At 74.0% G+C, this 9920-nt stretch carries 9 protein-coding genes; 5 read left to right on the top strand and 4 right to left on the bottom strand.

The features are described from left to right. The first annotated feature begins 226 nt into the window (after window positions 1-226). Entirely contained in the window at window positions 227-832 is a 606-nt protein-coding gene (locus tag ABZX67_RS32800) for a TetR/AcrR family transcriptional regulator (RefSeq protein WP_355368305.1), read from the top strand. A gap of 305 nt (window positions 833-1137) precedes the next feature. On the opposite strand, the gene ABZX67_RS32795 is transcribed toward ABZX67_RS32800, so the two are convergent. Together ABZX67_RS32795 and ABZX67_RS32790 are read right to left on the bottom strand one after the other, a co-directional pair. Continuing rightward, the gene (locus tag ABZX67_RS32795) at window positions 1138-2097 is read right to left on the bottom strand and encodes a DeoR/GlpR family DNA-binding transcription regulator (protein WP_355368302.1); all 960 of its coding nucleotides are present in this window, start codon (window positions 2095-2097) and stop codon (window positions 1138-1140) included. A gap of 188 nt (window positions 2098-2285) precedes the next feature. Further along, window positions 2286-3752, bottom strand: a complete 1467-nt coding sequence (locus tag ABZX67_RS32790; RefSeq protein WP_355368299.1) for an NAD(P)H-quinone dehydrogenase — start codon at window positions 3750-3752, stop codon at window positions 2286-2288. Window positions 3753-3863: 111 nt separating this feature from the next. Between ABZX67_RS32790 and ABZX67_RS32785 the strand changes: the two genes are divergently transcribed. The 4 genes from ABZX67_RS32785 (at window position 3864) to ABZX67_RS32770 (ending at window position 8488) form a co-directional block, all read left to right on the top strand. Then, on the top strand, window positions 3864-4301 hold the full coding sequence (locus tag ABZX67_RS32785; RefSeq protein ID WP_355368296.1) for a gamma-glutamylcyclotransferase: 438 nt from the start codon (window positions 3864-3866) through the stop codon (window positions 4299-4301). Between the two features lie 198 nt (window positions 4302-4499). Then, complete coding sequence (locus tag ABZX67_RS32780) at window positions 4500-5324, top strand: purine-nucleoside phosphorylase (RefSeq protein WP_355368293.1); 825 nt, start codon at window positions 4500-4502, stop codon at window positions 5322-5324. A gap of 140 nt (window positions 5325-5464) precedes the next feature. After that, window positions 5465-7114, top strand: coding sequence for a phospho-sugar mutase (locus ABZX67_RS32775; protein WP_355368290.1), 1650 nt, complete (start codon window positions 5465-5467; stop codon window positions 7112-7114). 183 nt (window positions 7115-7297) lie between these two features. Continuing rightward, window positions 7298-8488 carry a hypothetical protein gene (locus ABZX67_RS32770; RefSeq protein ID WP_355368287.1) on the top strand — a complete coding sequence of 397 codons (1191 nt, stop codon included), beginning with the start codon at window positions 7298-7300 and terminating at the stop codon, window positions 8486-8488. Window positions 8489-8499: 11 nt separating this feature from the next. On the opposite strand, the gene ABZX67_RS32765 is transcribed toward ABZX67_RS32770, so the two are convergent. Together ABZX67_RS32765 and ABZX67_RS32760 are read right to left on the bottom strand one after the other, a co-directional pair. Further along, entirely contained in the window at window positions 8500-9102 is a 603-nt protein-coding gene (locus tag ABZX67_RS32765) for a PH domain-containing protein (protein ID WP_355368284.1), read from the bottom strand. A gap of 30 nt (window positions 9103-9132) precedes the next feature. After that, window positions 9133-9768 carry a class F sortase gene (locus tag ABZX67_RS32760; protein WP_355368281.1) on the bottom strand — a complete coding sequence of 212 codons (636 nt, stop codon included), beginning with the start codon at window positions 9766-9768 and terminating at the stop codon, window positions 9133-9135. Window positions 9769-9920 lie beyond the last annotated feature (152 nt).

Here is a 9920-nt window from a genome sequence, read left to right as displayed (position 1 = left end):
TCAACGCCCACCGCGCGGGCACCGTCAAGGGCCTGGCCGCCGAGGTCGGCGCCTCCCTCACCTCCGGCGCCCCCATCTGCGAGATCAAGGACTGACGTCCGTACGGAGATGCCTGTGAAGGGGCCCGCCGGTGGTGACCGGCGGGCCCCTTCACCATCCGGAGAGGGCCTCCGGCTGCGCGATGGCATGCTGGAGGCACACGGCGGAGCCAGGGAGGACGGGCGCCATGACGACCAGTACGGCAGCGGGCACGGCACCGGGTACGTCGCCGGGTTCGGCGCGCCCCATGCGGGCGGACGCGCGCCGTAACTACGAGCGGTTGCTGTCCGAGGCGCGCTCCGCCTTCGCCGAGCACGGCACCGACGCGTCTTTGGAGGACATCGCGCGCCGTGCGGGGGTGGGCATCGGCACGCTGTACCGGCACTTCCCGAACCGGCACGCGCTGATGGGCGCGGTCTTCCAGGAGGCGCTGGGCGCGCTGCTGGAGCGGTCGCGGCAGCTCGCCGACGCGGAGCACCCGTGCGAGGCGCTGGTCACGTGGCTGCGCGCCATCATCACGCACGCGGGCGAGTACCGCGGCCTGGCGAGCGCGCTTATGTCGGCGTCGCACGACCGGAGTTCGGCGCTGTCGGAGTGCAACGTACCGCTGCGCCAGGCGGGCGCCCGCCTCCTGGACCGGGCCGTGAGCAGCGGCGCCGTACGGGAGGGCGTCTCGATCGACGACCTCATGCAGCTGACGAACGCGATCGCCCTGGCGGCGGAGCAGTCCCCGGACGACCCGGAGCTGGCGGACCGCCTGCTGCGGCTGACGCTCCGCGGCCTGAAGGCGTAACGGCTCGCAGGCGTAACAGCTCGCAGGCCTAGGGGGTGTCTTGTCGATCAGGCCGGATCAGCGAGCGGCGTCTGGGGCCCCCAGGCGAAGCCGAGGGGGAGCGTGCGATCGCAAGGCGGACCGAGGGAGTCCATGCGGTGGGGGCACCTCCCGTGCCTGAAGGGCTACGGGGGCCATCGGCGACCGACGACAACGCGGCTGGGGGCACCCCCAGGCGAAGCTCTGGGGGAGCGCGTGCCAGGCGTCGCGAGCCCGGCAAGATCGGCAAGACACCCCCTAGCGACGAGCGGGCGCCGCACGCGCGCTCAGCGGCGCCGCAGGTCCGCCACCCGGGCGCCGCGCTCCGCGGCGCGGTCGTCCGCCGACAGGGAGGCGGCCGAGCGCAGGGGGCCGCCCGGGTGCCGGGCGCCGCGCTGGCCCGGGAGGGGCACCTCCCGGCGCGGTGGGCGGCCCGGCGGGGAGGCCTCCGAGGCTCCGGAGGAACCCGCGCTCGCGACCGTGAGCTGGACGCCCTGGTCCGCGAGGGCCTGGAGCTCCGTGGCGGCGCGCTCGTCGTGGGCGGGCGGCTCGTCGGTGACCAGCCGCGTGATCACGTCCGTCGGCACGGTCTGGAACATGGTGTCCGTGCCGAGCTTCGTGTGGTCGGCCAGCACCACGACCTCCGCCGCCGCCTGCACCAGCGCCCGGTCGACGCTCGCGGACAGCATGTTGGACGTGGACAGGCCCCGCTCGGCGGTCAGGCCGCTCCCGGACAGGAACGCCCGCGAGACCCTGAGCCCCTGGAGGGACTGCTCGGCCCCGCTGCCCACCAGCGCGTAGTTGGAGCCGCGCAGGGTGCCGCCGGTCATGACGACCTCCACGCGGTTGGCGTGCGCGAGCGCCTGCGCCACCAGCAGGGAGTTGGTGACGACGGTGAGCCCGGGGACGCGGGCGAGCCGGCGGGCCAGCTCCTGCGTGGTCGTCCCGGCGCCGACGACGATGGCCTCGCCCTCTTCGACGAGGGCCGCGGCGGCATCGGCGATGGCCGTCTTCTCCGCGGTCGCGAGATGGGATTTCTGCGGGAAGCCGGACTCTCGCGTAAAACCGCCCGGCAGTACCGCACCGCCGTGCCGGCGGTCGAGGAGTCCTTCGGCCTCGAGGGCCCGCACGTCACGCCGTACGGTCACTTCGGAGGTCTGGACGACGCGGGCGAGCTCACGGAGCGAAACCGCCCCGTTGGCGCGCACCATTTCGAGGATCAACTGGCGACGTTCTGCAGCGAACACGAAACTGACAGTAACCCCAGCACGCGGGTGTTTGCAGCCGTATGCACCGAATACGAGAAGTTGCGAACAGATGGGGCCGCCAAGTGGTATGGGCGGCCCCGTCCGTGTACGTACGACGATCGGCCTCGGCCGGTCGATGTCCCGACTTGCCGGGGGTTGCCGGGTGTTGTCCCGGTGGCCGGGGGGCGTTACGCCTCGGCGGTCGTCTTCCGGGTGTGCAACTGCCGTGCCACCTCGGCGATCGAGCCCGACAGCGACGGGTACACGGTGAAAGCGTTTGCGATCTGTTCGACGGTCAGATTGTTGTCGACCGCGATCGAGATCGGGTGGATCAGCTCGCTGGCGCGCGGGGCGACGACCACGCCGCCGACCACGATGCCCGTGCCCGGGCGGCAGAAGATCTTCACGAAGCCGTCCCGGATGCCCTGCATCTTGGCGCGCGGGTTGCGCAGCAGCGGCAGCTTGACCACCCGGGCGTCGATCTTCCCGGCGTCGACGTCGGCCTGGGTGTAACCGACCGTGGCGATCTCGGGGTCGGTGAAGACGTTCGCGGAGACGGTCTTGAGGTTGAGCGGGGTCACCGCGTCGCCGAGGAAGTGGTACATCGCGATGCGGCCCTGCATGGCGGCGACCGAGGCGAGGGCGAACACGCCGGTGACGTCACCGGCGGCGTAGACGCCGGGCGCCGAGGTGCGCGAGACCCGGTCGGTCCAGATGTGACCGGACTCCCTGAGCCGTACGCCGGCCTCCTCCAGGCCCATCCCCTCGGTGTTGGGGACGGCGCCGACCGCCATCAGGCAGTGGGTGCCGGAGATGACCCGGCCGTCGGCGAGGGTGACCTCGACGCGGTCGCCGACCCGCTTGGCGGAGGCGGCGCGGGAGCGGGCCATCACGTTCATACCGCGGCGCCGGAAGACGTCCTCCAGGACGGCGGCGGCGTCCGGGTCCTCGCCCGGCAGCACCCGGTCGCGGGACGAGACGAGCGTGACGCGCGAGCCGAGCGCCTGGTAGGCGCCCGCGAACTCGGCGCCGGTGACACCGGAACCGACCACGATGAGCTCCTCGGGGAGCTCGGTGAGGTCGTACACCTGCGTCCAGTTGAGGATCCGCTCGCCGTCGGGCAGGGCGTCCGGGATCTCGCGCGGGTGGCCGCCGGTGGCGATCAGGACCGCGTCGGCGGTGAGGGTCTCCTCGCTGCCGTCGGCGGCGGTGACGATCACCTGGCGGGAGCCGTCCACGGCCTGACGGCCGTCGAGCCGCCCGCGGCCGCGCAGCACCCGGGCGCCGGCCCGCGTGACGGAGGCGGTGATGTCGTGGGACTGGGCGAGGGCGAGCCGCTTGACGCGGCGGTTGACCTTGCCGAGGTCCACGCCGACGATGCGGGCGGGCTGGTCGACGTGCGGGGTGTCGTCCGCGACGATGATGCCGAGCTCCTCGTGCGAGGAGTCGAAGGTGGTCATCACCTCGGCCGTGGCGATGAGGGTCTTCGAGGGTACGCAGTCGGTCAGGACGGACGCTCCGCCGAGGCCGTCGCAGTCCACGACGGTCACCTCCGCGCCGAGCTGGGCGGCCACCAGGGCCGCCTCGTATCCGCCGGGTCCGCCACCGATGATCACGATCCGGGTCACTGGGGTTACGCCTCGCGCTCTCGTCACGGCAGGGATGGAGTACGTAGCCCATTGTCCCGCACCGTTCGAGGACCTTCCCGCCGGGCCCCCTCCAGGCGGAACAGCCGCCGCCCGGGCCGCTCCCGTACCCTCGGACCCATGTCGCTCTACGCCGCGTACGCCGGCAACCTCGACGCGCGGCTCATGACCCGCCGCGCCCCGCACTCCCCGCTGCGCGGCACGGGCTGGCTCAACGGCTGGCGGCTGACCTTCGGCGGCGAGCAGATGGGCTGGGAGGGCGCGCTCGCCACGATCGTCGAGGCGCCGCGCTCGCAGGTCTTCGTCGCGCTGTACGACATCGCGCCGATGGACGAGGACTCCATGGACCGCTGGGAGGGCGTCGGGCTGGACATCTACCGGCGCATGCGGGTGCGGGTGCACACGCTGGACGGCGAGGAGCCGGCCTGGATCTACGTCCTGAACGGCTACGAGGGCGGCCTGCCCTCCGCGCGCTACCTGGGCGAGATCGCGGACGCCGCCGAGTCGGCGGGCGCGCCCCACGACTACGTGATGGAGCTGCGCAAGCGCCCCTGCTGAGGCGTCGCGGGCCTACCCGCCGGTACTTGTCGGAAACGACAAGGCAACGATCCGAGCTCCGTGGGCATCGTCATCTACGCGCGTAGGCAATCTCGGGCTACGCTCTTGTCCGTACGTGTTTTTCCGGGGCCCGCCCCCGGCCCCCGGCCCCGCGCAGCGGTTCCGGGGCGACTGTTACTTCGCGAGGCGAGAGACTCTGTGAACGCAACTGCCACCCCGGACCACCTCCAGGGCGACCCCTACGCCGCCGCCGCCGACGCCGCCGCGCGCCTGCGCGAGCTGACCGGCGCCGAGACCCACGACGTCGCCCTCGTGATGGGCTCCGGCTGGGCGCCGGCCGTCGACGCGCTCGGCGCCCCCGAGGCCGAGTTCCCGGTCACGGAGCTCCCCGGCTTCCCGCCGCCGGCCGTCGAGGGCCACGGCGGCCGCATCCGCTCGTACCGCATCGGCGACAAGCGGGCGCTGCTCTTCCTGGGCCGTACGCACTTCTACGAGGGCCGCGGCGTGGCCGCCGTCGCCCACGGTGTGCGCACCGCCGTCGCCGCCGGCTGCAAGACGGTCGTCCTGACCAACGGCTGCGGCGGTCTGCGCGAGGGCATGCGCCCCGGCCAGCCGGTCCTGATCAGCGACCACATCAACCTCACGGCCACCTCCCCGATCGTGGGCGCCAACTTCGTGGACCTGACCGACCTGTACTCGCCGCGCCTGCGCGCGCTGTGCAAGGAGGTCGACCCGACGCTGGAGGAGGGCGTGTACGTCCAGTTCCCCGGCCCGCACTACGAGACCCCGGCCGAGATCAACATGGTCCGCGTGATGGGCGGCGACCTCGTCGGCATGTCCACGGTCCTGGAGGCCATCGCGGCGCGCGAGGCGGGCGCCGAGGTGCTCGGCATCTCGCTCGTCACCAATCTGGCCGCGGGCCTTTCGGGTGAGCCGCTCAACCACGAGGAGGTCCTCCAGGCGGGCCGCGACTCGGCCGCCCGCATGGGCGAGCTGCTCACGCGGGTCCTGGACCGGATCTAGTCCCTCCCCGTCCCTTCAGCGAAGGGCGACGCGGCCCCGGAGCCTCGGTGCTCCGGGGCCGCGCCCCTGCTCCGCCGCGGCGGGCGCGGGGTACCCGTAACGCACCTACATCCGTACGACTCCCAGAGAGGCAGACCACCGTGCAGCAGAACCTCATCGCGCAGGCGGAGGCATGGCTGGCCGAGGACCCGGACAGCGAGACCCGCGACGAGCTGGCCAAGCTCATCGAGGCCGGGGACCTCGACGCGCTCGCGGAGCGGTTCGGCGGCACGCTGCAGTTCGGGACGGCCGGGCTGCGCGGGGAGCTGGGCGCCGGGCCCATGCGGATGAACCGGTCCGTGGTCATCCGGGCCGCCGCCGGTCTCGCCGCGTACCTGAAGAACAAGGGCCAGGACGGCGGCCTGGTCGTGATCGGGTACGACGCGCGCTACAAGTCGGCCGACTTCGCGCGGGACACCGCCGCCGTGATGACCGGCGCGGGGCTGCGCGCCGCCGTGCTGCCGCGGCCGCTGCCGACGCCCGTCCTGGCGTACGCCATAAGGCACCTCGGCGCGGTCGCCGGTGTCGAGGTGACCGCGAGCCACAACCCGCCGCGCGACAACGGCTACAAGGTGTACCTGGGCGACGGCTCCCAGATCGTGCCGCCCGCCGACGCCGAGATCGCCGCCGAGATCGCGGCCATCGCGAGCCTCCACGACGTACCGCGTCCGGAGTCCGGCTGGGAAACCCTCGGGGACGAGGTCCTGGAGGCCTACCTGGCGCGTACGGACGCCGTCCTGACCTCTGGGTCCCCCCGGACCGCGAACGTCGTCTACACGGCCATGCACGGCGTCGGCAAGGATGTCGTCCTGGCCGCCTGGGAGCGGGCCGGCTTCCCCGCGCCCGTGCTCGTCGAGGAGCAGGCCGAGCCCGACCCGGCCTTCCCGACCGTCGCCTTCCCGAACCCCGAGGAGCCGGGCGCGATGGACCTGGCCTTCGCCAAGGCGCGCGAGGCCGGCCCCGACATCGTCATCGCCAACGACCCCGACGCCGACCGCTGCGCCGTCGCCGTCCCCGACGACTCCGCCGCCGGCGGCTGGCGGATGCTCCACGGCGACCAGGTCGGCGCGTTGCTCGCCGCCCACCTCGTCCGCAAGGGCGCCCGGGGCACCTTCGCCGAGTCGATCGTGTCCTCGTCGCTGCTGGGCCGGATCGCCGAGGCGGCCGGGCTGCCGTACGAGGAGACGCTGACCGGCTTCAAGTGGATCGCGCGCGTGGAGGGCCTGGCGTACGGCTACGAGGAGGCGCTCGGCTACTGCGTCGACCCCGAGGGCGTTCGCGACAAGGACGGCATCACGGCGGCGCTGCTCGTCGCCGAGCTGGCCTCGGCCCTCAAGGAGCAGGGCCGTACGCTCACGGACCTGCTGGACGACCTGGCCGTCGCGCACGGCCTGCACGCCACGGACCAGCTGTCGGTGCGCGTGGAGGACCTGAGCATCATCGCGAACGCCATGCGCCGCCTGCGCGAGCAGCCGCCCACCGCGCTCGCCGGGCTGACGGTGACCTCCGCCGAGGACCTGAACAAGGGCAGTGCCGCGCTGCCGCCCACGGACGGCCTGCGCTACTACCTGGAGGGTGCCTTCAAGGCGCGCGTGATCGTGCGCCCGTCCGGCACCGAGCCGAAGCTGAAGTGCTACCTGGAGGTCGTGGTCCCGGTCGCCGACGCGAGCGAGCTGGCCGACGCGCGCGCCAAGGCCGGTGACGTGCTGGGAGCGCTGAAGCGGGACCTGGCGGCCGCCGCCGGCATCTGACCGGCATCCGAGTCGTCCACCGCGGGAGGGCCCGTACGAGAGCTTCGCCAAGCTCTCGTACGGGCCCTCTTGCGAGTGATTCTCGTACGGCAGGTGACGCACGGCTCCGATACGCGCCCCGGGCGGCCGAGCAGGGTGACCCCCATAGCGCAGCCGCGACCCGAGCGAGACTGGAGTCCCACCGTGCCGCCGTCGGCGATCACCGCCCGCCCGACCGTCCCCGCGTCCCGGCGACCCCCGTCCCCGGCGGCCGTACGCGTCCGGGAGCGGACCGCCCGGTCCCTCCGGTACGCCGCGCCCGCGCTGGTCGGCTATCTGACGGTGCGGCTCCTCGGACTGCTCGTCCTGGCCCGCTGGGCCCATCTGAAGGGGCACGGCGTCTGGCCGACGCTCGCCACCTCCTGGGATTCCAACTGGTACCTGGGCATCGCCGACCACGGCTACCAGGACTCCCTCGGCACCACGTACAACTCCAACAACCTGGCGTTCTTCCCCCTCTACCCGGTGCTGATCAAGGCGGTCGCGGGCGTCACGCCCGGCTCGCGCGCGTCGGTGGGGCTGGTGCTCGCGGTCGGCTTCTCGCTGGTCGCGGCCTGGGGGGTGTTCGCCGTCGGCGCCCATCTGCACGGGCGCCGCGCCGGCACCGTCCTCGCCGTCCTGTGGGGCGCCGCGCCCGTCGCGGTCGTCCAGTGGATGGGGTACACGGAGTCGCTGTTCACGGCGCTCGCCGCGTGGGCGCTGTACGCCGTGCTGACCGGGCGCTGGTACGCGGCGGGCGCCCTCGCCGTGCTGGCGGGGCTGACGCGCCCCACCGGGATCGCGGTGGCGGCGGCGGTGACCGTGACCGGCCTGCTGGCGGCGGCGCGCACCCGGCGCGCGGCACCGCTCGCCGCCGCGTGCGCGGCCCCGCTGGGCTGGCTCGGTTACGTGGCCTGGGTCGGCGCCCGGATCGGCCGCTGGGACGGCTACTTCGCCGTGCAGCGGCTGTGGCGCAACGCGTGGGACGGCGGCGCCGGCACCCTGCGCGAGCTGCGGCACCTCCTCGCGTACGACCGGAACCCGCAGCTCTTCCTGGTCGCCGTCTCGGTGGTCCTGGTGCTGTCGGCGGCGGCGTACGTGCTGTGCCTGGCGGAGCGGCAGCCGCTCGCGCTGCTGGTCTTCAGCGGGGTGCTGCTGCTGGTGGTGCTGGGCAGCGGCGGTGTCTATTTCCCGCGGGCCCGCTTCCTGGTGCCGGGTTTCCCGCTGCTGCTGCCGCTCGCGCTGGCGGTGTGCCGGGCGCGGCGGGTGGTGGCGGGGCTGGTGGTGGGCGGGGCGGTGCTGACGTCGGCGTGGCTGGGCGCGTACATGCTGCTGGTGTGGCCGGGTCCGCCGTGACAGGCGGCCCGTTACGCGGTGGTGGTGAGCACCACCAGCAGCACCAGGCCCGCGAGCGAGGTCGCGATGATCTCGTACGCCCAGCGCACGCGCGGTTCGCCCTGCGCGGCGGGCCGTGACGCGCACTGCTCGGCCAGCTGCCGCAGCTCGGCGATGCTCCGGTCGGCGCCCATGGCGCCGGCGACGGGGTCCGGGGAGGCACCGGACCTCGCCGCGCGGTCCTGGAGGCGGGCGGCGCGCTTCCGCTCCCGCAGGGAGACGGGTATCGACCAGAGCTGGTACTTGGCCCCGCTCTTGGTGATGACCTCGCTGGAGTACCCGGCGCGCACGGTGGAGACCGCCGCCCAGGGCAGCTCGATCGTGCGGAACGGGTTGCGCACGGTCATCCGGTCGTGGTTGGCGCGCACGACCGGCCGGAAGGTGAAGGCCGCGATGAGCGGCACGACGAGGAGCAGCGCCGCGAGCGCGACCCAGCGGGCCCGCCCTTCGCCGCGGATGAGCGCGTCACCGCCGATCCAGGCGGCGAAGGCGAGCAACAGGAGGCCGCCCACGATGGCCAGGGGCGAGCGGTAGGACCGGTCGGCGGCGGGCTCGGGCTGCTGGGGGCTCGTCATGCGGCCGATTCTGCCTCACCCCGCTCGGGCTCACGCGATGAGATCGGCGTACAGGATGATGTTGTCGGAGCGGTGGCCGTCGACCAGGTCGCCGCCGCAGGTGATCAGGCGCAGCTCGGGGCGGGCGGTGTCGCCGTACACCTTGGCGGTCGGGAACGCCTTCTTGTCGACCTGCTCCAGTTCCCGTACGCGGAAGACGGCGGTGGTGCCGTCGGCCCGCTGGACGCTGATCTCGTCGCCCGTGCGCACCTTGGCGACGTTCTTGAGCACGGCGGGGCCCTTCTCGGTGTCGAAGTGGCCGATCAGCACGGCCGGTCCGGTCTCGCCGGGCGTCACGCCCTTGTCGTACCAGCCGATCTTGCCGGCGTCGGCGACGGAGGGGACCTCGACGGTGCCGTCCGCGGCGAGACCGAGGTCGAGTACGGGCCCGGTGTCGACGCCCGCCGCGGGCACGCGCACCCGCACCGGCTTGGACCTGGCCATCGCCGCGGCCTGCTTGCCCTGTACGGCCGCCGGGGCGGCGGTGGCCGGCTCGATGTGGGCCGGCGGGGTGTCGGCCTTCCCGGGGCCGTCCGCCGCGGACGCACCGCAGCCGGCCAGGGCGGCCGGGGCGGCGAGGGCGAGCAGCACGGCGGCGATGCGGCGGGGGATGGCGACGGCGGGCATGGGCGGGCTCCAGGGGGACGGCGGGCGGTGGTACGGGGCCGGGGGGGGGGGCCGAGGGGGCGGGCGCCCCCCCGGGGGGGGGGGGGGGGTGGGGCGGGGGGGCGGGCCCCGGCGCCGCGGCCGCGGCGCCCGAAACAAGCCCCGGGGCGGGG

It is taken from the genome of Streptomyces sp. NPDC003036 (genome assembly GCF_040611175.1).
Classification (GTDB): Bacteria; Actinomycetota; Actinomycetes; order Streptomycetales; family Streptomycetaceae; genus Streptomyces.
The sequence above is the reverse complement of the archived record's forward strand: the minus strand, read 5'-3'. Positions and strand labels throughout refer to the sequence as shown.

What these genes read in the sequence shown, in the direction of transcription:
- ABZX67_RS32800 (WP_355368305.1), top strand. Translation starts at nt 227, where the DNA reads ATGACGACCAGTACGGCAGCGGGCACGGCACCGGGTACGTCGCCGGGT.
- ABZX67_RS32785 (WP_355368296.1), top strand. Translation starts at nt 3,864, where the DNA reads ATGTCGCTCTACGCCGCGTACGCCGGCAACCTCGACGCGCGGCTCATG.
- ABZX67_RS32765 (WP_355368284.1), bottom strand. Translation starts at nt 9,102, where the DNA reads ATGACGAGCCCCCAGCAGCCCGAGCCCGCCGCCGACCGGTCCTACCGC.
- ABZX67_RS32760 (WP_355368281.1), bottom strand. Translation starts at nt 9,768, where the DNA reads ATGCCCGCCGTCGCCATCCCCCGCCGCATCGCCGCCGTGCTGCTCGCC.